Origin of the sequence: Clostridium sp., assembly GCF_021443865.1 — a bacterium.
Taxonomy (GTDB): Bacteria; Bacillota; Clostridia; order Clostridiales; family Clostridiaceae; genus Clostridium.
The window spans coordinates 8,594-34,208 of record NZ_JABUTB010000012.1 but is presented as its reverse complement, the minus strand read 5'-3'; the positions used below and the strand labels follow the sequence as shown (position 1 = coordinate 34,208).

At 28.6% G+C, this 25,615-nt stretch carries 22 protein-coding genes; 2 read left to right on the top strand and 20 right to left on the bottom strand.

Going from position 1 to position 25,615, the window contains the following annotated elements; translation table 11 throughout:
- The 12 genes from HUJ77_RS03380 to HUJ77_RS03325 form a co-directional block, all read right to left on the bottom strand.
- The coding region (locus HUJ77_RS03380; protein WP_291707163.1) for an MraY family glycosyltransferase at nt 1-839 on the bottom strand (839 nt) is incomplete at its 3' end.
- A gap of 142 nt (nt 840-981) precedes the next feature.
- Complete coding sequence (locus HUJ77_RS03375; RefSeq protein ID WP_291707162.1) at nt 982-1,623, bottom strand: V-type ATP synthase subunit D; 642 nt, start codon at nt 1,621-1,623, stop codon at nt 982-984.
- A 2-nt stretch (nt 1,624-1,625) separates the two neighbouring features.
- Nucleotides 1,626-3,008 carry a V-type ATP synthase subunit B gene (locus HUJ77_RS03370; RefSeq protein WP_291707161.1) on the bottom strand — a complete coding sequence of 461 codons (1,383 nt, stop codon included), beginning with the start codon at nt 3,006-3,008 and terminating at the stop codon, nt 1,626-1,628.
- Nucleotides 3,001-4,782, bottom strand: a complete 1,782-nt coding sequence (locus tag HUJ77_RS03365; RefSeq protein ID WP_291707160.1) for a V-type ATP synthase subunit A — start codon at nt 4,780-4,782, stop codon at nt 3,001-3,003. The genes HUJ77_RS03370 and HUJ77_RS03365 overlap by 8 nt, the downstream gene beginning before the upstream one ends.
- Before the next feature lie 17 nt (nt 4,783-4,799).
- Entirely contained in the window at nt 4,800-5,111 is a 312-nt protein-coding gene (locus HUJ77_RS03360; protein ID WP_291707159.1) for a V-type ATP synthase subunit F, read from the bottom strand.
- A complete protein-coding gene (locus HUJ77_RS03355) occupies nt 5,104-6,105 on the bottom strand; it encodes a V-type ATP synthase subunit C (protein WP_291707158.1) in 1,002 nt (333 codons plus the stop codon). Before HUJ77_RS03355 ends, HUJ77_RS03360 begins: the two co-directional genes overlap by 8 nt.
- Before the next feature lie 12 nt (nt 6,106-6,117).
- Nucleotides 6,118-6,708, bottom strand: coding sequence for a V-type ATP synthase subunit E (locus HUJ77_RS03350; protein WP_291707157.1), 591 nt, complete (start codon nt 6,706-6,708; stop codon nt 6,118-6,120).
- 18 nt (nt 6,709-6,726) lie between these two features.
- Nucleotides 6,727-7,212 (bottom strand): V-type ATP synthase subunit K, encoded by a 486-nt coding sequence (locus HUJ77_RS03345; RefSeq protein ID WP_291707156.1) that lies wholly within the window; start codon nt 7,210-7,212, stop codon nt 6,727-6,729.
- Nucleotides 7,213-7,224: 12 nt separating this feature from the next.
- Complete coding sequence (locus HUJ77_RS03340; RefSeq protein WP_291707155.1) at nt 7,225-9,180, bottom strand: V-type ATP synthase subunit I; 1,956 nt, start codon at nt 9,178-9,180, stop codon at nt 7,225-7,227.
- The gene (locus HUJ77_RS03335; protein ID WP_291707154.1) at nt 9,167-9,493 is read right to left on the bottom strand and encodes an ATPase; all 327 of its coding nucleotides are present in this window, start codon (nt 9,491-9,493) and stop codon (nt 9,167-9,169) included. Before HUJ77_RS03335 ends, HUJ77_RS03340 begins: the two co-directional genes overlap by 14 nt.
- Nucleotides 9,494-9,695: 202 nt before the next feature.
- Entirely contained in the window at nt 9,696-11,366 is a 1,671-nt protein-coding gene (locus HUJ77_RS03330) for a B12-binding domain-containing radical SAM protein (RefSeq protein WP_291707153.1), read from the bottom strand.
- Nucleotides 11,367-11,391: 25 nt separating this feature from the next.
- Complete coding sequence (locus HUJ77_RS03325) at nt 11,392-11,886, bottom strand: hypothetical protein (RefSeq protein ID WP_291707152.1); 495 nt, start codon at nt 11,884-11,886, stop codon at nt 11,392-11,394.
- Nucleotides 11,887-12,042: 156 nt separating this feature from the next.
- On the opposite strand from HUJ77_RS03325, the gene spoVB reads away from it, so the two are divergent.
- Nucleotides 12,043-13,539: a stage V sporulation protein B gene (spoVB, locus tag HUJ77_RS03320; protein WP_291707151.1), complete on the top strand. Its 1,497-nt coding sequence runs from the start codon at nt 12,043-12,045 to the stop codon at nt 13,537-13,539.
- Between the two features lie 325 nt (nt 13,540-13,864).
- On the opposite strand, the gene HUJ77_RS03315 is transcribed toward spoVB, so the two are convergent.
- The 5 genes from HUJ77_RS03315 to HUJ77_RS03295 form a co-directional block, all read right to left on the bottom strand.
- Nucleotides 13,865-15,481: a polysaccharide biosynthesis protein gene (locus HUJ77_RS03315; RefSeq protein WP_291707150.1), complete on the bottom strand. Its 1,617-nt coding sequence runs from the start codon at nt 15,479-15,481 to the stop codon at nt 13,865-13,867.
- A 15-nt stretch (nt 15,482-15,496) separates the two neighbouring features.
- The gene (locus HUJ77_RS03310) at nt 15,497-16,465 is read right to left on the bottom strand and encodes an RluA family pseudouridine synthase (RefSeq protein ID WP_291707149.1); all 969 of its coding nucleotides are present in this window, start codon (nt 16,463-16,465) and stop codon (nt 15,497-15,499) included.
- A gap of 63 nt (nt 16,466-16,528) precedes the next feature.
- Nucleotides 16,529-17,719 (bottom strand): M20 family metallopeptidase, encoded by a 1,191-nt coding sequence (locus HUJ77_RS03305; protein ID WP_291707148.1) that lies wholly within the window; start codon nt 17,717-17,719, stop codon nt 16,529-16,531.
- A 39-nt stretch (nt 17,720-17,758) separates the two neighbouring features.
- The gene (locus HUJ77_RS03300; RefSeq protein WP_291707147.1) at nt 17,759-19,720 is read right to left on the bottom strand and encodes a cell division FtsA domain-containing protein; all 1,962 of its coding nucleotides are present in this window, start codon (nt 19,718-19,720) and stop codon (nt 17,759-17,761) included.
- A gap of 96 nt (nt 19,721-19,816) precedes the next feature.
- Nucleotides 19,817-21,808, bottom strand: coding sequence for an ATP-dependent helicase (locus HUJ77_RS03295; RefSeq protein ID WP_291707146.1), 1,992 nt, complete (start codon nt 21,806-21,808; stop codon nt 19,817-19,819).
- A gap of 141 nt (nt 21,809-21,949) precedes the next feature.
- Here HUJ77_RS03295 and HUJ77_RS03290 point away from each other — a divergent pair, with 141 nt between their 5' ends.
- Entirely contained in the window at nt 21,950-23,416 is a 1,467-nt protein-coding gene (locus HUJ77_RS03290) for a nicotinate phosphoribosyltransferase (protein ID WP_291707145.1), read from the top strand.
- Between the two features lie 42 nt (nt 23,417-23,458).
- Here HUJ77_RS03290 and HUJ77_RS03285 read toward each other — a convergent pair whose 3' ends face one another.
- The 3 genes from HUJ77_RS03285 to HUJ77_RS03275 form a co-directional block, all read right to left on the bottom strand.
- Nucleotides 23,459-23,680, bottom strand: coding sequence for a hypothetical protein (locus HUJ77_RS03285; protein ID WP_291707144.1), 222 nt, complete (start codon nt 23,678-23,680; stop codon nt 23,459-23,461).
- A gap of 118 nt (nt 23,681-23,798) precedes the next feature.
- Nucleotides 23,799-25,001: an HDOD domain-containing protein gene (locus HUJ77_RS03280; protein ID WP_291707143.1), complete on the bottom strand. Its 1,203-nt coding sequence runs from the start codon at nt 24,999-25,001 to the stop codon at nt 23,799-23,801.
- A gap of 113 nt (nt 25,002-25,114) precedes the next feature.
- Nucleotides 25,115-25,447: a hypothetical protein gene (locus tag HUJ77_RS03275; protein WP_291707142.1), complete on the bottom strand. Its 333-nt coding sequence runs from the start codon at nt 25,445-25,447 to the stop codon at nt 25,115-25,117.
- Nucleotides 25,448-25,615: the final 168 nt, after the last annotated feature.

Below are 25,615 nucleotides of genomic sequence, written 5' to 3'. Positions count from 1 at the left end.
ATTTGACTTCTATCTGCTTGATATACTGGCTTGCCATCTATAAATCTTTTTACTATAACAAAAAGATTATCAAAAATAGGTATAGCTAATGCTAATATAGGTATAAATATACTCATTAATGTAGCTTGTTTAAAAGCTCCATCCAAAGCAATTATACTTAAAATAAACCCTAAAAAGTTTGCACCTGAATCTCCCATAAAAATTTTAGCCGGATAATTATTATACTTTAAGAATCCAAGTGTAACTCCAGAAACAATTAATGACATAGTAATTGATTCACTTTGCTTCAATATAATTGCTGCTCCTGCAAAGGTAATAGAAGATATAAGAGATAATCCCCCAGCCAGTCCATCCATTCCATCTGACCAATTAATAACTGTTGTTACTCCAAATATCCATGTAATTGTTAGTATTAATTGTAGACTATTAGATAAAACTATATATTCCCCTGTAAAAGGATTAGTAAAACCTCTAAATACAATTCCTGAACTATATATTATATATGCTGCTATTAATTGAATTATTAATCTTGGATATATTGGAAACTCTTTTCCTCTAGTTTTATAATAATCATCAACTAGTCCTATCACTAAAATTAGTAACGATCCTATAAATATCCAAATTTTTTCCTTTGTTAATGTATAGTTGTTTGTTAAAAAGTAAACTATAAAAAACCCTATAAACATTGCTAATCCACCACAAAGTGGAGTTTCTTTATTATGTTTTTTTCTTTTTGTTGGTTTATCAGTAAAACTAAATTTAGTAAATAATTTCATTAACCATGGTGTTATAAAATAAACTATTAAAAATGATAGTACTAAAGATAAAATATATCTCATAATATACTCCTTAAAACTTACTGCAATTTTATTATGTAAACAATCATTATCTAATTATACTATTATCACTTGCTTTTATCAATGACAAAAGGATGGCGATTTTTTAATCAAATAATAAAAGAGGCTGTTTCCAGCCTCTCCATTAACTTTTTGCTTGTATAATATCTTTAACTTTCATAAGTCTAGTTAAAGCTCCTCTTTCATTTTCATCTAACTTCATTCTAATATATTTAATAGTTTCTTGTAATGAAGGTATTGTCATATATTCAAGAGCATTAACTCTTCTTCTAGTCTTTTCAATTTCATCTGCCATTAACTGAGTTGACTTCTCAACTTCTGCTAATTCTAATAATTTAGGTAATATAGTATATAATTTAGCAATAGAATCATCTAATTCTGATGACGTAGTCGCAAAACCATATGGGAAGATACTACCTTCATCACCTTCAAGTTGCCTATGAAAGTCCATTTTAGGAACATTAACACTCATTATATTTTTAGTTCCTACTTCAACAGAAATACTTTCTTTTGGATAAGCTACTGCTTCTTCTAAAAATTCTGAGCTCATAACAGCTCTAGCCATAACAAAATCCTTAAGTGCTCCTTGAAGCTCTGCTTCTACAGATTTTCTTAATTCATTATTATATTTGACAAGATTAACGAATTGCCTCATAAGCTCATCTTGCTTATCCTTTAAAAGTTTATGTCCTCTTGTTGCTGTAGCTAATCTTTTCTTTAGCTTAGACATCTCCATTCTAGTAGGATTGACATTTAATCTTGCCATGGCTATTCTTCATCTCCCTTTGGCATATACTTTTCAAGATACTCATCTCTAATTCTTTTAAGTTCTGTTTTTGGAAGTATCTTTAAAAGTTTCCATCCTAATTGTAAAGTTTCTTCTATGCTTCTATTTGTAGTAAAGCCTTGAGAAACATATTGCTCTTCAAAAGCTTCTGCAAACTTAGCATATTGCTTATCTATATCTGATAATGCTGATTCACCTAAAATAGCTGATAATTCTTTTGCTTGCTTTCCTTGTGCATAAGCTGAGAATAATTGATTCATTGTGTCAGCGTGATCTTCTCTAGTTTTATTTTTACCAATTCCCTTATCTTTAAGTCTTGAAAGTGATGGTAAAACATCTATTGGAGGCATAATCCCCTTTTTATATAACTCTCTGGAAAGAATTATTTGTCCTTCTGTTATATATCCAGTTAAGTCTGGAATTGGATGTGTTTTATCCTCTTCTGGCATTGTTAAAATTGGAATTTGAGTTATAGAACCCTCTTTTCCTCTTAATCTTCCTGCTCTTTCATATAATGTTGAAAGGTCAGTATATAGATATCCTGGATATCCTCTTCTTCCTGGAACTTCTTTTCTAGCAGCTGAAACTTCTCTTAAGGCTTCTGCATAGTTTGTTATATCAGTCATTATAACAAGTACATGCATTCCCTTTTCATAAGCTAAGAATTCTGCTGCAGTAAGAGCCATTCTAGGAGTTGCTATTCTTTCTATAGCTGGATCCGAAGCAAGATTCATAAATAGTACTGAATTATCTATAGCACCAGTTTTATTAAATTCATCTACGAAGAATTGAGATTCTTCGAAAGTAATACCTATAGCTGCAAATACAACTGCAAAATTAGAGTCTGAATTTAAAACTCTCGCTTGTCTTGCTATTTGTGCTGCTAATTGTGCATGAGGAAGTCCTGATGCTGAGAATACAGGTAGCTTTTGTCCTCTTACCAATGTATTTAATCCATCAATTGCAGATATTCCTGTTTGTATAAATTCTGATGGGTAATCTCTTGATACTGGATTAATAGCTTCTCCATTTATATCGTATCTTTTTTCAGGTATTATATTAGGACCATTATCAATTGGGTGTCCCATACCATCAAATATTCTTCCAAGCATATCTGAAGAAACACCAAGTTCAAGTGGCTTCCCTAAAAATCTAGCTTTTGTTTCTTTTAAATTAATTCCTGATGAACCTTCGAAAAGTTGAACCATAGCTTTTGTCCCATTAATTTCAAGAACTTTTCCTCTTCTTTTCTCACCAGTTTGAAGTTCAACTTCAACTAATTCGTCATATTTAACACCTTCAACACCTTCAACCATCATTAAAGGTCCTACAACTTCTGTTACTGTCTTATATTCTCTAAGCATCTAGAACACCTCCTTCTTCAGTTATTAGTGTATCTATAGCAGACTTTAATTCTACTGCAATCTCATCCATCTTATTTATATTATCTTCGTGAATGTATTTACTTCTTGCAATCTTATCTCTAATTTCATCTAAGCCTAAGATTTTATTTAAATAAACCCCTGCTTTTAATGCTCTTTCTGCTTCCTTTCTGAAAAGAAGTATTAATTTTAACATCTTATATTGCTTATCAAGTGAAGAATATGTATCAACTTCATGGAATGCATTTTGTTGAAGATAATCTTCTCTTATTGATTTAGATACTTCTAATTTAAGTCTATCATTTTCAGACAGTGCATCAATACCAACAAGGCTTACTATTTCTTGAAGTCCTGATTCTTCTTGAAGTAAAGTCATAGCTTCTTGTCTTAAAGCTGACCAATCTGATGAAACTTTTTCATTCATCCATGCATCAATAGTATCTGCATATAATGAATATGAATTTAACCAGTTTATTGATGGGAAATGTCTCTTATATGCTAATTGAGCATCTAGACCCCAGAAAACTTTAACTATTCTAAGAGTTGCTTGAGTAACTGGTTCAGAAAGGTCTCCTCCAGGAGGTGATACAGCTCCAATTGCTGTTACAGCACCCTGTCTACCGTCTTTACCTAAACATACTACCTTACCAGCTCTTTCATAATAATCAGCAAGTCTTGAACCAAGATACGCTGGATAACCTTCGTCCCCTGGCATTTCTTCAAGTCTTCCTGACATTTCTCTTAATGCTTCTGCCCATCTTGATGTTGAATCAGCCATTATTGAAACTGAATATCCCATATCTCTAAAGTACTCTGCAATAGTAATTCCTGTATATATACTAGCTTCTCTAGCTGCAACTGGCATATTTGAAGTATTCCCAATAAGAACTGTTCTCTTCATTAAGCTCTCACCAGTTTTTGGATCCTTAAGTTCTGGGAACTCATTAAGAACGTCTGTCATTTCATTACCACGTTCTCCACATCCAACATATACAACTATTTCAGTATCCCCCCATTTAGCTATTTGGTGTTGAACTACTGTTTTACCAGCTCCAAATGGTCCTGGAACTGATGCAGCTCCACCCTTAGCAACAGGGAAGAATGTGTCTACAACTCTTTGTCCTGTAGTCATAGGAGTATCTGGTTTTAATTTTCTTGCATATGGTCTTCCTTTTCTTGCTGGCCATTTTTGCATTAAAGTAACTTCTTTATCACCCTTTTCAGTTTCTACTATACAAACAGTATCAACTACAGTGAAATCACCAGATTTAATTTCTTTTATTTTTCCATTTACTCCATAAGGTATCATTATCTTATGAAGAATAACTGAAGTTTCTTGAACTGTTCCAATAATATCTCCAGATTCTACTATATCTCCTACCTTAACTGTAGGATTAAATTTCCAAACTCTTTCTCTATTTAATGACTTTACAACTACACCTCTTTTTAAAAATGGTGAGTTTGCTGCTTTTTCAAAAGCATCAAGTGGTCTTTGAATCCCATCAAACATTGATTCAATAAGACCTGGTCCTAATTCTATACTTAATGGTTCTCCAGTTGTAAATACTGGGTCTCCTGGACCTATTCCTGTAGTCTCTTCGTAAACTTGGATAGAAGCCCTATCATTTCTCATTTCTATGATTTCTCCAATAAGACCCTTTTCGCCAACTTTTACCATATCGAATATATTTGCTTCTTCCATCCCTTCAGCAACAACTAAAGGACCTGCAACCTTAATTATCTTTCCGGTCTTCAACGTACTAACCTACCTTCCTATAAAATATTAACGCCAACAGCTTTTTCCACACTATCACTAATTCTCTTAAGTCCAATATTCAATGAACCCTGATTACTTGGAATCAATATTACAGATGGAAGTATTTGTTCGTTATAACGTGCTATAGTTTCTTCTATGTTTTGAGCGATTTGCTCAGTAACAAATATTACTGCATAATTATTTCTAGCACAATTATCTACTGCTCTTCTTGCTTCATCAGCTTCCACTACTGGAAATACATCTATGCCTAAAGCTTTAAATGCTAAAACTGAATCTTTATCGCCAACTACGGCTATCTTCTTATGCATATATATCACGCAACCTTTCTCTTATTACTTCCTCAGCAATATTATTAAGCTTGCCGACCATTATAATTCTTATTACTTTTATTTCTGTTTCCTTGGCATAAATATAAGATAATAATTTTTCTGGTCCAAATGTAACCAACTTAGAATTTTTCATTAATTCCATGATATAGTTATCACTTAATTTTTCTAAAAGACTTGCAGATTCTGTTGCAATATATCCATCAAATCCTTCTCTAATTAAATCTGAATAAATAGTACTTTGTAATTTTGACATTATATTCTCTGGTGATTCGTTTAATAGAGAAATTAATTTATCGCTATCTATTGCACCACCATCAACTATAACTTCTTGTGCAAAATCTCTTCCCTTATTTTGTTTCTTAATTCTAAGTAAGGTTCTAATATTAGTAGAATCAATCATAGCTTTAACTAAATTATCTATAAACTTATAATTTAAAGCCTTATTAATTTCTACTAATTCCTTATACATATATTTATCTATAATAATATCTATTTTTTGAGGATCTTTAGTTTCTTCAAAAGCCTTCATAGCTTCTTGAATTCCTTTGCCTAAAGTTCCATTTAAACTTCTTAAATTATCAGAATCTATCTTACGCTTCACTTCAATTAAGTCTAAATTTCCTAATTTTATAAGCATTGATGATAAATCCTTGCCTAATACCTTTTCCTTTAAAAGAACCTTAGCATTATGATAATAATATTTTAAGATCATTATCTTAACAACATCTTTAACAGGGCTTATTTCATAAACCAAATCATATACCCTTTTTAATTCTGCTGCTAATATTTCATCATAATCTTCTGGTCTTTTTACATTTGCTGAAACATTTGAGTACTCTGTCTCATTTAATATTCTTAGTACTTCACTTGCTGAACTGGCTTCAATCATTCTCTCAACTTTTGACTTATCAAGAAGTCTAGTTTCTAGAACCCATATTCTTGATACTGCCTGGGTAAATTTCATTACATCCATCTCTTACCCTCCTTAATTAAATAACACACTTGCTACTTCAAACTCCAATTCATCTTTTAATGAACTTACTAAAGCTTCATAGGTATTATTTATTTCTATTCCATTTCTTTCAAGAATAAATCCACCTTTAAAATTTCTAGCATTAGGACTAAGTTTTATATTTCCTTTATCCCCTAATGCTTGATTTAAATCATATATAAAAGTAAGATCAACTAATTCCATTCCTTCTTTATTTAAAATTAAATTTTGTTCACCTATTTCGCCTAAAGAAAGTATTGAATTTTTAATAAATCTTAAAAAATCATCTCCAGTAATAGAAGATAATACATCTATACTTTTTTCAAAAACTTCTTTTATAACTTCTTGCTTTGCGGATAACTTATCATTTCTAACCTTTAGAGAAGCAGAAGATATAATTCTTTCTTTTCTGCTATTAGCTTCAGCCTCAGCCTTATGTAAAATTTCCTTTTCTAGTTCCTTGGCTTTAGCTATTTTCTTTGAAAGAATTTTATTCTTTTCTTCTTCAGCAGAAGCTAGAATACTTTCCTTTCTTTCTTCGGCATCCCTAAGGATTTTAGAAGTTAGATTATTTATATTTGCCATCGCCTAATCTCTCCAATCCTAGAATCCTTTATTTACTAACATAAATGAAATAACAAAACCTAATAATGCGTATGTTTCAACCATTGCAGCTAATATAATCCCTTTAGTGTTGTGATCTTCATTCTTAGCTAATATTTGAATACCTGCTGCTGCAACCTTACCTTGAGCTATACCAGACCAAAGTCCTGCAAATGCTATTGGAAGACCAGCCATTAATAAGTATAATCCTTGTTCAAATGGCATACCTGAAGTCATCTTAGTAAATATTAAGAAACCTATAACGAAACCATATAAACCTTGTGTACCTGGTAATAATTGAAGAACTAACGCTTTACCAAACTTATCTGGTTCTTCTGTAATTAAACCTGTAGCTGCTTCACCAACTATACCAACACCTTTTGCTGAACCTATCCCTGATAAGCCAACTGCTAATGCAGCTCCAAGTGCTGCGAATATTAATCCTCCATTATTTTCTATAAAAAATTGAATCCATGACATTTCCATTTGTAATTCCTCCTAATTTCTTTTGATCCTTATATACTTTTCTGAACTTTTGAACGCTTTAAATGGCTTTCCACCACCATCATAAAATTTTCCAAAGTATTCAACATATTGAAGTCTCGCTGTATGAACATAGGCTCCAAGTAAAGATAATCCTAAATTGAATATATGGAATAATAAAAATAATATTGGTCCTACTATTATTGCTGCTACTCCAGGTAAAGTATGAATTAATAAATTCAATGCACCTGCAATAGAACCACCTGCAAGGCCTAAAGCCATAAGTCTTGTATAGGAAACTAAGTCCCCTACGTATCCAGTAATACCATATAAAGCATATAGTCCCTGACCTGCTTTAGCTCCAAAGGATTTTTCTTCTTTTCCACCTGCAATAACTATTAATACTGCACCTATAATGGCTGTAATAATAAATAATGTATTTAAGAAACCTGGTAAACTTAAGAATTTTACTGCTGCTATTCCTCCTAATGATAATAATGTTATTATCCAAGAGCCAGCATCAAGTAATGCGTCCTTACCTCTTCCTAATCTTATCAAACTATAAGCTTTTATAAATAGCCCAAAGAATATTTGAATAACTCCTAAAGCTAAAGATAATACAACTATAGTCATTACATCCTTATTGGTATCAATTAATTTGAATGGCATTGCAATTGCATCTCCAAAGAAAGATCCATACACTATGCCAAAGAATATTGTTGGAAAACTTAAGTAGAAGAAAAACTTCATAAAGTCTTTCATACTGTCGTTTAACTTTAATAATTTTAATGCCACAAGTGAAGCTATTAAAACTACTAATCCATATCCCACATCAGCAACCATCATACCAAAGAATATTAAGTAAAATGGTGTAAGAAGTGGAGTCGGATCAATTTCATTATATTTTGGGTAACTATACATTCCAGTTACACTTTCAAAAGCTGAAACTAATTCTCCATTCTTTAATTTTATAGGAACATTATCTATTTCCTCTTCCTTAACATCTTCAAATTCTATGTAATAATCATCATTAAGAACCTTTGAACATATAGTTCTTAAGTCCTCACTATCTTCTTCTGCTATCCAACCTTGTATAGCAGAAACATTTTTTGTCTTTAAAAAGTTGCTAGATGCTTTTATTCTTTCAACCTTACTAGCGAAGTAGTCATATGCTAGTTCCAACCTTTGTAAATCTTCTTCAAGATCAGATATTTCTTCTTGAACAAAGAATTTTTTAGATTGAATTTCTTCTATCCTATGTTTAAAGTCAAAAATAAGTTTTAATGGTACATCTGTATATTCTGTTTTAAAAGAACTAAATCCAATACTCCTTAATACTTCAGAAACACTTTCATCATATTCCTTATTAGCTAAAATTAATAAATTAACATCATTAGTACTTCTTGAGATTATTTCAATATAGCAATTTGATAATTCTTCAAGAAGTTTTTCTTCATATCCCTTAGCTATTGTTCCTAAATAATAGGATATATTTCTTAATGACTTTAGTTCATCAAAAGCAATATCCAAGTTTTCCCATGGTGTTAAATTATCTATCTCAGATTGTAGCTTTGTAACCTCTGAGTCTAACTTTACTAACTCGGCTTCCTTCTCTTTAGCTTTATCATAGCTATCTACCCAATTAGATGAATTAACTTGTTCTTCTAATTCATCTAAAGTTAAAGTTAGTTTTTCTTCTCTTAATGCTTTTAATCCTGATTTCTTAGGAACATATTTATTGAAGAATTCAACTCCAAATTTTGCTTTTGATAGGTTTTCTTCGTATTGAGAACACTCTACTTCATCGTTATCCTTAGATAAACTTTTCAAATCTTCATACTTTTCAAGAAAATCTTCATCTTGTAAATTAATAAATTCAACATTAGATAAACCTTGAATTTCTTTTAAAAACTTTGACTTTTTAGATTCAAAGGTAAGTAAAGTGAACTTCTTCATCTTAACTATTGCCATGAATCTTCACTATCCTCTCAACGATTAAATTAATAGCATTATTTTTCTTATCACTAGAAATATTTTTTATTTCTTGCACTTCTGTTACGCCTTTATCTAATATAGGCTTAGCTTCAGAATTTCCATCCTCTTCTGCTTTTTTAATTATTTCTTTTTTCATCAAATTAGCAGAATTTATAATTTTATCATATTCTTCATCAGCTAATAAACTTGCTTCTTTAATTATTTCCTTTGATCTTAATGTAGCATCTTTAATTATTTTTTCTGCTTGATCTTCAGACTTTTTAATATCATTTATTGCTTCTAATGCCAAAATCTCACCACCTTTATTATATTAAATAACAATAATAATATAGTTATTAATACTTTAAGTAGTATTAATTACTTTTTCTATATTATACACTATTCCTTAATTTTTTCAATGTTTTTATTGTTTTTTTGCATAAATTATGAATTTTATATATTTTTTAAATAATTTTTCTTTGATTAATTTAACAAATTAATTGTTAAGAAAATTAATCTATTTCATTATCAACATGTACTATATCACCTTCATATCCGAATAAGAAATAATCCTTCTCTTTAACTATTATCGATGATTCTTTAAATACATTAATATTTATATTAAAACTCTCTAAATAATAATTTTTAAAGGAATATTTTTCTCTTAATTTTTCTTTCAGTTCTTCCTCTTCAATTTTATCGATACCCTTACCAATAAAATCAGGTATTCCTCTTTTTTTGTTAAAGCTTAAATAATCATACCTTAATATTTCATTTAATATAGAATTATCTTCTTTTAATATTTCCATATTAAAATCTAAAAATACTCGATAGTACTCACTATTTCCTATATTTCTATTAAAGTATCCTTTAGCCTCAAAATAAGTTCCCAATTCATAGTAAAAATCAAAAGGTGTATCAAACTTTTTAACAAAATATTTTATTATGTTATTAAATTTTTGAGAATTATAGTACTTATCTACCATTTCCTCAACTTTCTTCAATTTAAGAAGTTCTTCATAACTTATAGAATTAGTTTTTAATATCTCATATGGTGGATATGGAGAATATTTCATTCCATATTCCTCTGCTTCTTCTCTCATTGATGAACCTCTAAGAAGCTTTAAGAAGCCTAATTGTATTTCTTCTGGAGATATACTATATACATTATTAAAGGATTTTTTGAAAGAATTGTAATCTTCTCCTGGTAATCCAGCAATTAGATCAAGATGTTGCTTAATATTTCTTATTTTAAGAAGCTCATCAACCTTTTCCTTTATATCACTAAAATTTACAAATCTATTTATTTTATTTAGAACTTCATCATTTGTAGTTTGAACTCCCACTTCAAATTGGAATCTATCTTTAGGAGCCTTTCTTAATAATTCAAGTTCGCCCTCTTTTAAAATATCAGCTGATATTTCAAAATGGAATTGAGTTTTAGTTTCTTGATTAATTAAAAACTCCCATATAGCCATAGTAAATTTATGATTACAATTAAAGGTTCTATCTACAAATTTGACTAATCTCACTTCTTTATCTATAAAATACTGTAATTCATTTTTTACCCTATCTATATCTAAAAATCTAACACCATGCACAGTAGATGATAAACAATATTTACAATTAAATGGACAACCTCTACTACCTTCATAATATACTATTTTATTATCTAAATCTTCATCTTCTTCATAGGGAAAAACTAGTTCATTCATATTCATTAATGGTCTTTTCCCATTAGAATGAACTTCTCCATTTATTTTATAATAAAGACCTCTAATGGATTTTATATCTCTATGACCAAGCTTATATTCAACAAACTCCCTGTATGTCTTTTCGCCTTCTCCTTCAATAATATATTCCCCATTTAGTTCTTTAAGTATGTTTTGACTATCATAAGATACTTCTGGTCCTCCATAAAGAATCTCAATACTTTCATCTACTAACTTTATTAAATTTGAAATTCTCTTTATCATTTCTATATTCCATATGTAAGTAGAAAAAGCCACCACACTCGGCCTTTCCTTAATTATTTCTTCTAATATTTTTTCTTCCCTATCATTTATAGAAAACTCTCTAATTTTACATTCATAATCCATGTCCTTTGTATAGGCCTTTAAATATCTAACAGCTAAATTACTATGTACAAACTTAGAATTTAAAGCTGTAAGTAAAATTTTCATAAGTATATCTCCCTTCGAACTTAAACTATATTTTCCTACCTCTTATAAAATGAATGTCCTCCCATAATTTAGTTTCCTCTATTATATAATATTTTTCAATAAGTTTCTCATTTTCTTGACTATTAGATTTTATTATAGGATTCAAATTTTTAAATTCAAACTCTTTATATTTTCCAGAGGGCAATAATGCTATTATCTTATTATTTATCATATCTCTCACTTCCTTATTAATATCCCATATAAGTAGTTCTCCCCCAGATTTGATATATTTACTTACTTCCTCTATTAATTTTAATCTATTTGAATTGTTCCAAATATTACTTAAACAAAAAAACATAGTACAAGTATCATATTCTTCTTCCTTTAAAACATGATAATTATCCCCATTAATATAATCTACTGATATTTCATTCATTATATCCTTTGATATATTGTAAATTACTCCAAAACTTTCTCCTACATCTAAAATATTTCCCTTTAGGACTACATCCGATAAATTTAATACTATTGTTTTTCCCATCTCATCATACCTCCATATTACATAAGTTACATTATATTTATATTAGTACTTCTATAAATTTATTATTATTTTTTATTAATATTTAAAAATCTTTCATTATTCATATTTCTATTTTCTAGAGAATACATATAAGTGTATTGATTGGGGGTGAAAATTTTGAAAGAAGATAGCTTTCTAAAGAATTCTGTGCTGCTGACAGCATCAAATATTACCACAGGTATATTGGGATTTATTTTCTCAATTTACTTATCAAATCTTATAGGTCCTGTGGGTGTTGGACTTTATGGTTTAGTTATGCCTATTTATAATCTCTTCATTTGTCTTATGACTGCTGGAATAATAGCTGCTATATCTAAAGTTTCTGCTATATATAAGTCAAAGGGACAATATAATAATATAAGTAAAACAATAACATCAGTGGCAAGCTTTAATGTGATTTGGGCTATTTTTATAGGGGTAATGGTGTTTTTTTTAGCTCCTTACATAAGTAAATATGGAATTCATGATATGAGAACTATAAATGCAATTAGAATAACTTGTCCTGCCATGGTATTTATAGCCTTATCAAATATTCTAAAAGGATACTTTTATGGAGTTTCAAAAATAGTTATTCCTTCCTTTATCGATATTTTAGAAAAGGCTATGCGTATTATAACTATTACTTTGTTAATTTTTATATTTAAGTCTACTTCTATTACATCTCTTGTAACTTTAGCTTACCTTTCCCTTGCTATAGGTGAATTACAAAGCTTAATTTTACTTTTTATTTATTATAAAAGTCTTAGTAAAAAAGTTCCTAAATCATTTAACAAGCCAGAAAGAGCTTCTCAGCTATTATTTAATGTTTTGGTTATTGCATTGCCTCTATGTTTAAATGGATTTCTAGGAAATTTATTTGGAACAGCTTCTACCCTTTTAGTTCCAAGAAGATTAGCTGCTGCAGGGTTTGATACAACAACAGCACTAGGCATGATAGGTAAATTTAATGGAATGGCATTAACTATTGTAGCTTTCCCAATGATAGTTATTATGTCTATAAATTCATTAATAGTTCCAGATCTTTCTGAAACAATAAGTAGAAGAGATTACTATAATGCATCTATAAGAATAAAAAAAGTTATGAAAATAGCTTTCTTATTAGGATTAGCTACTACAGTAGTGTGTAACTTAGTTCCTAACTCTCTAGGTGAAATGTTCTTTAATAGAAATGACTTAGGCGACTATATTAAAACTGCTTCCTTAAGTGCTCCTATATTCTTCACAGCAAGTACAATGTTTGGAATATTAAATGGTTTAAATAAACAAGGAATAATCCTTAGAAACTCATTAATAGTATCTACAATAGAAATTATCTGTTTATTTATATTCATAGGTATTCCAGGTGTTAATATAATGGGGTATGGTATAACCTTATTTATAACTTCTAGCATAAGCTTATTTATAAATCTTAGAGAAGTCCAAAAACATATATATCTAAATTTATCTATTAGTAATATAATAATTTTCACATTACTCGCTATATTATTATTTATAATATTAAAAGGACTTACTTCAAACATATTAAATAATTTTATTGTACTAAAAAATATTTTTCTTATTTTTATTACATTTTCAACCTTTGTAGCTTTAAGCTTCTTTGGAATAGAAGAATAAAGACAATGCAATTCAAATAATGCATAATGCATAATTGATAATGCGTAATTATTGAAATAATTCAGGCGAGCTGAATTATGAAAATTGTAAACTCCCCTGGAGTTTATTCCTCCATCATTTACTATTTTTAGATTCTAAATGAATTTAATATTTAATTGTTTTAATTCCTCAATAAAAAAACTCCCGAAGGAGTTTTAACATTTATTCTTTCATTTTTTAATTTCTATTTTGCGAATGCAAAAGAGAATCTTCATTTTTCCATTTCCAAAACTCTGAAAGAGTTTTCACCTTAATTATGCATTGTGCATTACGCATTATTCATTACTTAAAGTAGTTCTTTTCTAAGTCTTCTTGGTAAGAACTTAAATAATTTTGGCGAAAATAAATCTAAGTCCTTCTTTCTAATTCCTCCAAAATAAATCATTGAATAAAGGTACACAACTCCCCCTATTCCTATTAATATGACAGTTGCTATAGCAATTACAATTTTACCTCCACCTAATGCTTCTGCACCTCTAAGAACAGGGAGTTTTGCAAGAAATATAACTAAAGTCATTAGTATAGAGCAAATCGTTGGCACTATTGCTTGTTTTACTATTGGAATATTCACTCTAAAGAATTGTTTGATTTTTCTATGATTTATTATAGTAGGTATTATAAATGATATAAAGGTTGCAATTACAGCTCCCATTATATTAATATTTGGATTTGAAACTAAAACTATGTTTATAACTATCTTTGCAAGTAATCCAAGACTTGCAGATACAATAATTAAATATAACTTATTAATTCCTTGTAAAATAACATTTTGTATAGTTGTTATTGACATAAATATTAATAATGTAGAACCATACATTAATAAACTATAGCCTGAGTTAGAAGGAAATAGAAATGTGTATATCTCCTTACTTAATATAGCTAACCCAAAGGTTGCTGGCATAACTATTATATACATTATTCTAAAGGCATAGCTAGTTTGTTGTTTTAAATCCTTCTTATTTTTATAAACAAATGCTTGTATAATCTTTGGAAATATAGATGTTCCAAGAGCCGTTACTATTGCAAGTGGTACATAAATAAGAGTTTTATAATATGAAAGGATTGCTGTTAAACTATCTATCTTGTCTTGATCAAAACCTGCAGAATTTAAGCTTCTTGCTAAAGTTATACTGTCTATAACCCCTGCAAAATTTTGAACTGCTGCCACTAATGTTATAGGAATAGCATACATAAATAACTTTTTAACTATTCTTTTATCAGAAACTCTTTTTCTAGTTGGATCGTGATTTAACTCTGCTTCTGCTTTATAATCCTTTTTGTTGTAAATATACATTATGTATATTATTGCAACGATTGCACCAAGTGAAGTACCTACAGTACCTCCAGCACTTCCCCATTCCTGTTTACTTGTAACAGCTAATAATAAGGCTGCAAAAATAAGACTTAGTACAACATTAATTAATTGCTCAATAATCTGTGATATTGCTAAGGATTCCATTTCTTCTACCCCTTGCATATATCCTCTAAAAGCAGCTAAAACAGCTGCAAAAATTATTGCAGGTCCTAGGAATAGAAATGTTAAAGCAGATCTTTCTCTATATATTAATTTAGATATTGGAAATGATAATGCCATAAATACTCCAGCTATTACTATACTGATTAATGCTAAATACTTTATTGATAACTTCATTGCTCTTAAAGCATCCTTATGATTTCCCATTGCCCTAAGTTCTGTTACAACCTTCGTTACTGCTGGTTGAGCACCTAAACTAGTTACTGCAATTAGAAATACAAATATATCATAGCCTGCTACATATATACCATATCCACCTTCCCCTAATACTCTTGTTAATAAGGGAACATATATTGCTGATAATAACTTACCAGCAATACCTGCTATTGATAATATTAAAAACCCACGTCCGGCTGATTTTTGTTCCATACTAATCACCTTTTATTATATTCTGAACTTAAATACATCATTTTTAATCTTTTTAAATACTGGTGGTAAGCTTTCTGTTATTGTTTTATTATTTAAATAACTTAATTTCTCTTGTGTATCTCTAAAAACAATTTTATATGCATATAAGAATTGGCAATCTAATCCAAATTTATTTGCAAAGAATGAATTTAATTTTCTATCTCCATACTTATTATCACCAATAATAGGTGCTCCTAGGTGAGATAAATGAGCTCTTATTTGATGGCTTCTTCCTGTTATCAAGTCTATTTCTAAAAGTGAATATGCAGTATTAGTTTGTATTGTTTTAACTTCCATAGCTATTTCCTTAGAATTAGGAACTTTTTCATCATAAATCTTAGAAATATTAGCATCTTCATTTTTCAGTATATAACCCTTATATAAGCCATCTTTAATTTTGCCCTTAACTAAGGCATTGTAATACTTTTCAACATTGCCTTCTCTTATTAATTCATTAACATTTCTTAAAGCTTCAAAGTTTTTACCAAATATAACTATACCTGAAGTGTTTCTATCTAATCTATTACATGGTGCTGGAGTAAAAGTCACTTCATTTTCAGGTAAATAATCACCTTTTTCATTTAAATATGATAATACATAATCAGTTAAACTTGGTTCCTTGCCTTTTTCATCTGGATGAACTAGGATATTAGGCCATTTTTCAACTATTAATATATTAGCATCCTCATAAGTGATTTTCATTCCACTTGCATTTACCTTAATGAATTTTGTTTCTGGTTTCTCTTTTGTACTTTGTATATATTTAATTTCAACTATGTCATCTACTTGAAGTGTATAATTTTCTTTTTGTTTTTTTCCATTAACTCTAACATCACCTTTTCTTAAGGCTTTAAATATTTTACTTAATGGAACATCCTTTAATAATTTTCTTAAAAATTTATCTAGCCTTTGGCCAGCTTCATTTGTTCCTATTTCTATTTTCAATAGTAATCACTCCTAGTTTTATTTTCTAAACTATTTTCCCCATTATACTAGATTAATATTATTTTACCTTCTTGTCAAATATTCAATAGCCATTTCACATTGCATTGCTACTCCAAGAGGTAAGCAATCCTCATCTATATCAAACAAATTACTATGAGCTGGATGAATAATATTTTTTTCTTTATTACCTGAACCTAAGAAATAAAACACTCCTGGTCTTTCATTTGCAAAATAAGCAAAGCTTTCTACTCCCATCTTAGGATATTTTTGAAGTAACACATTTTCTTTTCCTAAAACTTTTTCTGCTCCAATTTTAAATAACTCTACCATCTTTCCATCATTATAAAGATTAGGATAGGACTCTTCTATATCTATATCAGCAGACGCTCTAGAAGAATTACATATGCCTTCTACTATCTCTCTTAATCTTTCCTTTGCAAAGGCTCTATCTTCTTTACTCATAGTTCTAATAACACCACTAATTACAACCTCTTCTGGTATTATATTTTGAGCTGTCCCACCATGAATACTTCCAACAGTTATTACTGCAGGGTTAGCTGTATTTATTTCTCTACTTACTATTGTTTGAAGAGCTAGAACAATATGACTAGCTATTACTACTGGATCAACTGTAGTATGTGGATATGCTCCATGTCCCCCTGCCCCTTTTATCTTTATTGTAAATGGATTGGATGCTGCATTTACTACTCCATCCTTTACCATAATAGTACCACATTCTAAATTTTCTTCTACATGAAGACCACAAACACAATCTACTCTTGGGTTTTCTAATACTCCCTCTTCAATCATAAATCTAGCTCCACCTATAGTTTCTTCTGCTGGTTCAAATAATAATTTTACATTTCCACTAAATAAATCTTTGTTTTGATTTAATATTTTAGCAGCTCCCAATAAAATAGTAGTATGTCCATCATGACCACAAGCATGCATCTTACCTTCTACCTTTGATGAGTATTCACATACCTTCTTATCCATAAGAGGTAATCCATCAATATCTCCTCTTAAAGCTATAGTTTTTATATTATCACTATTACTTTCCTTAGTCCCTCTTATAATTCCACAGACTCCAGTTTTAGCTACTTCTATAAACTCTATGCCTTCTTTCTTTAAAAAGTCTTTTATAAACTTAGAAGTTTCATATTCCTCCATACCTAGCTCTGGATGTTGATGTAAAGTTCGTCTTATATTAATTAACTCATTTTTTATACTTATTGCTTGTTCTTTAAAATTCATAAATATTGCCCCCTTAATTGTATTTTTATGTAGTATTATCTATGTCCAGAAAACTTCAACATTGTCCCCATCTTTTAGTTTTTCTGTATATCCTACTTTGTTTCCATTTAACATTAAGTTAATTGTTCCCTTTGCTTCTCTTAAATCAAAAGAAACATAATTGAAAATATCAACAAATATATAATCCTTTTTGCCATGTAATTTTATCTTTGAATCATTAAAACTTACCTCTATTTCAGAAGTATCTTTTAATATTTCTTCTTCATTATTTACTTCTTCATATGTAATTAAGTTATCATTTTCATTAATAATATAATTATCACTTAAAGTTACTGAATCTTTTTTAATGTTTACTTCCTTATTAATTATATATCTTTTTAAATCCCCAATAGTGCTAGGAAGTATTATATTAACATTATCATTTTCTTTTATAAAATAATCTAGGCTTTCTTTGTTTTCATTAACTAAAATAATTGGTTCTAAGTTTATTATCTTATTATCAAGGTTAAAACTCTTACTATTGTATCCCTTTATTTCATTAATAATCTTAGGATTTGCATCACTGCCTGAAATAGCGTATATTATTTCAATATTATCCCCTGACTTAATTATCTTATCTAAGCTTTCTATACTTCCATTAACTTTAATCTTTGGACTTCTTCCTCGCTCTCCAAAAGCTACTCTTTTAACTCCATTTAATGTATATCTTAAATTCTTGCCATTCTTCGCCATTAACATATTAGGATTAATTCCAGCATGAATTATCACATCCATAACACTATGATTATGAGAATTAAACAAAGTAACTTCTGAACCATTTAAAGTAACATCAATAAAATCATTATTGCCATTTTTTATTGATGTTAATGCTATACCTAGTACTGTTACTCCTGCTGAGCCTAAATCATTATCACTAATACAATTCTCTATAGCCTTTCTATCTTTAATTGCTATTCTTTGAATCGGTATATTCATTATATCGCTTAATTCATTTATAAGACCTGGAGTATGAGCTCCTCCTCCTACTAAGAACAATGCACTTGGTGATTTATTAGCATTTAATTCAATAATCTTACCACCTATTGCTTCTGCTATTTTTCTGACTATTGGTTTAATACTCCTTAATATGTTTTCTGATTTTATAGTATTTTCAAAACCTATTACATCTGTATATGTTATATCATCACTTATTAATAAATTTCTTTTTATGTACTCTGCAGTATTAAAATCTACTAAGCATTCTTGTGCTATTGCCTCTGTTACTTCATCACCAGCAAGAGGAACCATTCCGTATGATGATACGCTATCCTTAGAACTTATTGCTATATCTGATGTACCAGCTCCAATATCCACTAAAGCTATATTTAAAAGTCTTAATTTTTGTGGTACTACAGCTTCAATAGCAGCAATTGGCTCTAAAGTTAAGTTATTAACTCTTAATCCAACTTTACTCATTACTGAATATAGTGAATCTACAACTGAGCGTGGTAAAAATGTTGCTATAGTTTCTACTTTTGCTTCTTCACCTTTGTGTCCAACTAAATTAGAAATAACAAATCCATTTAAAAAGTAATTTTTAACTGAATATCCTACACAATAAAGCTTACCTTCTGTAGTTTTATTTATTTCATTTTCAGCGGCCTTTAATGAAATTAACTCTAAACTTTTTACATCTTCATTAGTTATTTCATCATCTATGTTTAAGTTTATTATGCCTTCAGAATTTATGGTTTTTAGGAATCTTCCTGCTGCTGCAATGGATACATCTTTAAGTTCAATTCCTAATTCTGATTGAATTTCATCCACTATTTTTTTTACAGCCTTTGCAACTAAATCTATATCATGGATTTGTCCATCTATCATGGCTCTTTCTTCATGCTCTAAATATTTTTCGCATATTACTTTAAATTTATTATCTTCAACTATTCCAACAGTCCCTATTAGTGACCGTGTTCCCACATCTAGTGCAAATTTAGCCTTGCTTAAATTTACATTCTTCATATAATACACCTCATACTCTGTATAATATAGCTTATTTTCTCCTTTTATTGCCATAATAAAATTATACAGCCTAATATCTAATTAGTGAACTATTACTTACTTATTTATTATAATAAGATTATTTTCCATCAATACTTTAAGTGAAAAACTTTTATTTACTTTATCTCCAAAGTCTATTTTTATAAGATCTTTATTTATCTCTATAACTTTTCCACTGCCGTAAGCCTTATGAGTTATTACATCATTAACTTTTATTCCATAGTCTTCATTACTTTCTATTTCCTTAAACTTTCCTTCTATAACAAACCTAGATGCTTCTTTAAATTTTCCCCTTTGGGTTTTAGGAGAAAATATATATAAATTATCTATAGCTCTTGTTATTCCTACATAAAACAATCTTCTTTCTTCTTCTATATTTTCTTCCATTGAGGATCTATGTGGAATTGTTTCTTCATTTGCATTAATTAAAAATACATTTTTAAATTCCATCCCCTTAACCCCATGAATAGTACTTAAAATAACCCCTTCTTTTACATCCTTGCTCTCCTCAATACTTTCTTTAACTCTTTCAACATGAGAAAACAATTCTATAATGGTCTTAAGTCCATCAGCTGCACTTTTAAATTCTTCAACTATATCTTCTAAATCATCAATACTTTGATTGTATCTTTCTGAATACTCCCTTAAATAATCTATATAACCTAATTCTGTTATTACATACTGTATAGCTGATGATAATGATAGTTTATTTAAGTGAATAATATCCCTCCTTAATTCATCTAGTTTTTTAGCTTGATAAGGTGGAGTATCCTTCTTTTCAATTAATATATCAAAGGGACTTTTATCTTCTCTATAGGCTCTTAAATATTCTAAATTGCTCTTACTAACATATCTAAAAGGCTTATTTATTATATGTAAAAAGCTTTCCCTATCTTTAGTATTAATAGCTAATCTTAAATATGCTAGAATATCCTTAGCAATAAAGTGTTCAAAAAAGTTATATCCCTTATCTAAAAGAACAAATGGAATTCTTCTTCTTGTAAATGTATCAATAAGACTTCTAGCCTCCATATTAGTTCTATATAAAACTGCATTTTCACTTACATTATATATAGACTTTTCAATAATATTAGATATCTCTTCACCTTGATTCCTTTCATCATAAGGAGATGAAAACTTTATAATTCCATTAGTATTTTTATAAGAATTAATTTCCTTATTATTTCTTTTTAAATTATTCTTAATAACATCCTTAGATGCTTCTACAATATTTTCATTACTTCTATAGTTTATAGATAAATAAATCTTTTCTCCTCCATTAAAAATTTCTTTAAATGTCACCATATACTCTGGTTTAGAGCCCCTAAAACTATATATGCACTGATCTTCATCTCCCACTGCAAATAAATAATTATTTTTATTCATCATCTTTAAAAATGTTATTTGTAATTCATCACAATCTTGAAATTCATCTACAAGAACATATTTAAACAAATTTAAATATTTATTTAGTAGATTTTCATTTTCTTTAAATAATGTAATTACCTTAGTTGATAAATCATCGAAATCCCAAAGTTCATTTTTATTTTTATATTCTTCATACTTTTCTAAGGCTTCAACAAAAATGTCTTTAGATAAAGAAGGTTTAAATTCTTCAATACTTTTTAAAGAAGTCTTAAAAAGTGAAATATTATTAAGAACTTCCTTAATCTTATCTTCGCTAACTTCATCAGAATACTTGGTTAAAACTGACTTAATAATTCTATGAGCAACTCCACCTTGAATTATAGATATATTATAACCTTCTCTTAATAAAATTTTATAAAACAATCCATGAAAGGTTCCAAAAAATGGTGCAACCTCTCTATTAAATACATTTTTATATCTAGTCCTCATATTATCTGCTGCTGCCCTTGTAAAAGTAATTACAATTATATTTCCTACCTTAATATTTAAGTTGGTTACTAAATGATCTACTCTATTAATAATTACAGTAGTTTTACCAGAGCCAGGAGCAGCTACAACTAATACATTTTTTTCATTTATATAAACAGCTTTTTCTTGATATTTATCTAAATTAACCTTCATCTTATCTCCTCTTACTATTTATTATTGACTTTTTTATACTACAAATAACTATATTGTAATAATTTATTTATAGAGGTACAATAGGTATATGTTTCAATATTAATTTCTTTAGTATATTAATATTTAAAAAAGGAGAAGTATATGGAAAACTTAATCAGATTTGATGTTACTAATGAACGTAATTTAACCATGTTGGTAGACTTTTATGAACTAACTATGGCAAATGGCTATTTTAACAAAGAAATTCAAAATAGAATAGCTTATTTTGATATGTATTTCAGAAGGGTACCAGATGGTGGTGGATACTGTATTATGGCTGGAGTTGAACAATTAATTCAGTATTTAAACAACTTAAATTTTACCGATTCCGATATAGATTACTTAAGAAGTAAAAACATTTTTTCAGAAGATTTTTTAGACTATCTAAAGAACTTTAAGTTTGAATGTGATGTTTGGGCAATACCAGAAGGAAATTTTGTTTTCCCTAATCAACCACTAGTAATAGTAAAAGGTCCTGTTGTTCAAGCACAATTTATAGAAACTATGATTCTTCTTACAATAAATCACCAAACTCTAATTGCTACGAAAGCTAACAGAATATGTAGAGCTGCTGATGGAAGAACTGTAATGGAATTTGGTTCACGTAGAGCTCAAGGATATGATGGTGCTATATATGGTGCAAGAGCCTCTATAATTGGTGGATGTAACTCAACTGCTTGTACTATAGCTGATAAATATTTTAATGTTCCAGCAGTAGGTACTATGGCACATAGTTGGGTTCAATTATTTGATACTGAATATGAAGCTTTTAAAGCCTGGGCAGAAGTTTATCCAGATAACTGTTCATTATTAATAGATACTTATAACGTTTTAAAATCTGGATTACCAAATGCAATAAAAGTATTTGATGAAATTTTAAAACCACTAGGTAAAAGACCCACTGGTATCAGAATAGATTCTGGAGATATTACTTATTTAACTAAAAAATGTAGAAAAATTCTAGATGCGGCTGGATATGAAGATTGTAAGATAATAGTATCCAACTCATTAGATGAACATATAATAAGAGATGTTTTAAGTCAAGGTGCTTGCATTGATTCCTTTGGAGTTGGTGAAAGATTAATTACTGCAAAATCTGAGCCTGTTTTCGGAGGAGTGTATAAGCTTGTAGCTGTTGAAAAAGATAATGGAATATTACCTAAAATAAAAATCAGTGAAAACACAGAAAAAATAACTAATCCTGGTTTCAAGAAGATATATAGAATTTACGATAAGGACACAGATAATGCCATAGCTGATCTTATTGCATTAAATAATGAAAATATTGATGAGTCTAAACCATTAGAAATATTCCATCCAATTGAAACTTGGAAAAGAAAAACTGTAAATAATTATTACGTTAAAGACTTAATGGTAAAAATATTTGATAAAGGTCAGCAAGTTTATGAAAGCCCTTCTGTATTAGAAATTAAAGAGTTTTCTAAAAATGAAGCTTTAAGAATGTGGCCTGAGATTTTAAGATTTGAAAATCCACATACTTATTATGTAGACTTATCAGAGAATTTATGGAAACTAAAACAAGAGTTACTTCATAAATGCATAAAATAAGGAGCTTTAAAAGCTCCTTATCTTTCATAAATTTTCTATCTTTTAATAATTAATAACCCTACTATCTTCATCATAGCTTGAATATCTTTCTTGAGAATAAAATAAATCATCATTTAAGTTTTCTCCAAAAGAAAGCTTAGCACCTGATGTTAAGAACTCATTAAAAGGACATAAATCATTCTCATTACCTACAGCATACATTGGGCATTCACTATAACAATTAACCCTTTCTTTGTTTGTTGACCAAAATGGACACTTACTCATACTCTTTTCCCTCCAAACCCCAATAGTTGAAAACGAAATCACAATTTTCTTATATTATAGTATATATTCTTGTTAAAATAAAGTATTAGAACACTATTTTTGTAAGACAAATATCGACTTAATTATCTATATTGCCACACCATTCTATTGATTTAGAATATAATTTCCATAGTAACCCTTCACTAATACTCATTTCTTTTTGTATTTTAGTTATTTTATCACTTTCCATGTCTTCATAAGCTAGTGATAAGTCCAAAATATCTCTTAGTATATTTTTTTCTCCTAACAATGCCTCTTTTATTTCAGAATTTAATGGCAGCTCTTTAACTACATAATTAATATCTTTTTCAATCATTAAATGTATATTAGAAAATAATCCTACCATAAATGCTGACGATGAATCTTCATAATTTATTGTCTTCGCAATTTCCTCACAAAACTTAGCTCTTATAATTATACTATTTGCATATCCATCATTTACAGATGCCATTTCTGCTACAGATAATATAGATAACCACTTTCTAAGTTCTTCTCTTCCAATTAACATTATTGCTTGTTTAATTGACTTTATTTCTTGAAGAAAATTGAAATAAGATGAATTAATAAATTTTAAAAATTTATAAGTTAAGGCAATATCTGTTTTTATTATATATTCAACTTTATCCACATTATAATTTTCGTTGATAAGCTCTACTAGCAGCATAAAGATACTAGTATTTTTAACAGCAATATCTTTTCCTAAAAATATAGATGGTTTACTATAGTAATACCCTTGAAAAAAAATACAACCCAATTCTTTTGCTTCATTTAAATCTTCAGAAGTTTCAATTTTTTCTGCTAACATCTTTATATTATATTTCTTACAAACATAAGCAATATTTCTTCTAGCCTTATGTGTTGATAGTATAAAATCAATTTTAATTATATCGATAACTCCAATAAATTTTATCATGTATTCAACATCTACAACATCATCTAATGCTATACAATATCCTAACTCCTTTAAAAATAATAATTTATTTATTATTTCTTTGGATGGGTTCACAGTTTCTAAAACTTCTATTACTACATTCTCTTTTGGAAGTAATGTAGCAATATCTTTCTTTATAAGCTCTTCTGAAAAATTAACAAAAGCTCTTTTTTTATCTGTAAGAATATCTAACCCAAATGATGATATGTTATCAATAACTTTATAAGTTGAAACTTCATCCTCAATTAAAGGATTATAACCATTTTCTAGTGAATTTCTATATAATAACTCATAAGCTACAACCTTACCTTCTTTATCATAAATTCCTTGTCTAGCTATAAAAATATCCATATTTTCTTCCTCATTAATCAATATAAAACCATTATAACCCATTAGAGGAAAATATAGAATATTTTTTTTAATTTTAAAAATAAAAGAGGATAAATCCTCTTTTATTTTTTATTTTACTTTTTAAAATGAATACTATTCTTAAGCACTGAAATATTTATTATTTCATTAGTAAATGCTTTAAGAAGAGCCTTTTCTAAAACTTTTTCATGATCGAAGTTTGCTATATCTCTACATTCTGCAAAAACTTTATTTAATTCTCCATCTAGATTTCTATATGTTAATGTTACATATGGTTTATCATATTCTACGTTAACTATCTTTAGTCCCCAAGTAATTTGAGCATAATCCCCATCTGAAGTTAACTTAGTTAGCTCTCTTATCTTTTCTTTTTCCTCTGAAGGATCGCTAATTACTATTAATTCATCTCCAACTTTGTATTTTCCCATATAAATTCCTCCTTAAATAAATAAATTCTGTCTTTAGTATATATTATTACACTAAATTATGATATTATAATTTAGTATATTTAATATGACACTTTTGTTAATTTCTTAACAACTGTATTTTTATAATATCATAACAATTAGTTTATTACAATATTATTAGAATTATTA

What these genes read in the sequence shown, in the direction of transcription:
- HUJ77_RS03350 (WP_291707157.1), bottom strand. Translation starts at nt 6,708, where the DNA reads ATGGCAAATATAAATAATCTAACTTCTAAAATCCTTAGGGATGCCGAA.
- HUJ77_RS03370 (WP_291707161.1), bottom strand. Translation starts at nt 3,008, where the DNA reads ATGCTTAGAGAATATAAGACAGTAACAGAAGTTGTAGGACCTTTAATG.
- HUJ77_RS03355 (WP_291707158.1), bottom strand. Translation starts at nt 6,105, where the DNA reads ATGGATGTAATGAAATTTACCCAGGCAGTATCAAGAATATGGGTTCTA.
- HUJ77_RS03290 (WP_291707145.1), top strand. Translation starts at nt 21,950, where the DNA reads ATGGAAAACTTAATCAGATTTGATGTTACTAATGAACGTAATTTAACC.
- HUJ77_RS03375 (WP_291707162.1), bottom strand. Translation starts at nt 1,623, where the DNA reads ATGGCAAGATTAAATGTCAATCCTACTAGAATGGAGATGTCTAAGCTA.
- HUJ77_RS03345 (WP_291707156.1), bottom strand. Translation starts at nt 7,212, where the DNA reads ATGGAAATGTCATGGATTCAATTTTTTATAGAAAATAATGGAGGATTA.
- HUJ77_RS03315 (WP_291707150.1), bottom strand. Translation starts at nt 15,481, where the DNA reads ATGGAACAAAAATCAGCCGGACGTGGGTTTTTAATATTATCAATAGCA.
- HUJ77_RS03285 (WP_291707144.1), bottom strand. Translation starts at nt 23,680, where the DNA reads ATGAGTAAGTGTCCATTTTGGTCAACAAACAAAGAAAGGGTTAATTGT.
- HUJ77_RS03305 (WP_291707148.1), bottom strand. Translation starts at nt 17,719, where the DNA reads ATGAATTTTAAAGAACAAGCAATAAGTATAAAAAATGAGTTAATTAAT.
- HUJ77_RS03295 (WP_291707146.1), bottom strand. Translation starts at nt 21,808, where the DNA reads ATGAAGGTTAATTTAGATAAATATCAAGAAAAAGCTGTTTATATAAAT.
- HUJ77_RS03300 (WP_291707147.1), bottom strand. Translation starts at nt 19,720, where the DNA reads ATGAAGAATGTAAATTTAAGCAAGGCTAAATTTGCACTAGATGTGGGA.
- HUJ77_RS03340 (WP_291707155.1), bottom strand. Translation starts at nt 9,180, where the DNA reads ATGGCAATAGTTAAGATGAAGAAGTTCACTTTACTTACCTTTGAATCT.
- HUJ77_RS03330 (WP_291707153.1), bottom strand. Translation starts at nt 11,366, where the DNA reads ATGAAAATTTTACTTACAGCTTTAAATTCTAAGTTTGTACATAGTAAT.
- HUJ77_RS03360 (WP_291707159.1), bottom strand. Translation starts at nt 5,111, where the DNA reads ATGCATAAGAAGATAGCCGTAGTTGGCGATAAAGATTCAGTTTTAGCA.
- HUJ77_RS03280 (WP_291707143.1), bottom strand. Translation starts at nt 25,001, where the DNA reads ATGGATATTTTTATAGCTAGACAAGGAATTTATGATAAAGAAGGTAAG.
- HUJ77_RS03275 (WP_291707142.1), bottom strand. Translation starts at nt 25,447, where the DNA reads ATGGGAAAATACAAAGTTGGAGATGAATTAATAGTAATTAGCGATCCT.
- HUJ77_RS03325 (WP_291707152.1), bottom strand. Translation starts at nt 11,886, where the DNA reads ATGGGAAAAACAATAGTATTAAATTTATCGGATGTAGTCCTAAAGGGA.